Source organism: Acinetobacter sp. V110_1, assembly GCF_031798975.1.
Lineage (GTDB): Bacteria > Pseudomonadota > Gammaproteobacteria > Pseudomonadales > Moraxellaceae > Acinetobacter > Acinetobacter nosocomialis_A.
On sequence record NZ_JAVQNN010000010.1, the window covers coordinates 1 to 527 of the forward strand.

General features: G+C 44.2%; 1 protein-coding gene. It reads right to left on the reverse strand.

What is annotated here, in order from left to right; genetic code table 11:
* On the reverse strand, nt 1-515 hold a 515-nt coding region (locus RMA95_RS00455), incomplete at its 3' end, for a GTP-binding protein (RefSeq protein WP_139194173.1).
* Nucleotides 516-527: the final 12 nt, after the last annotated feature.

Genomic DNA, 527 nt, shown 5'->3' on the forward strand with positions numbered 1-527 from the left:
CGGATTACTGGAGTGTCATCACCTGGGAAGTCGTAAGTAGAAAGAAGTTCACGAACTTCCATTTCTACTAATTCAAGTAATTCTTCGTCGTCAACAAGGTCGCATTTGTTTAAGAATACGATGATGTAAGGTACACCAACCTGACGAGAAAGAAGGATGTGTTCACGAGTTTGTGGCATTGGACCGTCAGTCGCAGCACATACAAGGATCGCGCCGTCCATCTGAGCAGCACCAGTGATCATGTTTTTAACGTAATCGGCGTGGCCCGGGCAGTCAACGTGTGCGTAGTGACGAATTGGAGAATCGTATTCTACGTGTGAAGTATTAATTGTAATACCACGTGCTTTTTCTTCAGGTGCTGAGTCGATTTGTGAGTAATCTTTCGCTTCACCGCCGTAAGTTTTTGCACAAATAGTTGCAATCGCAGCAGTTAAAGTTGTTTTACCATGGTCAACGTGACCGATTGTACCCACGTTTACGTGTGGTTTATTACGTTCAAACTTGGCTTTAGCCATGATGATCTTCCT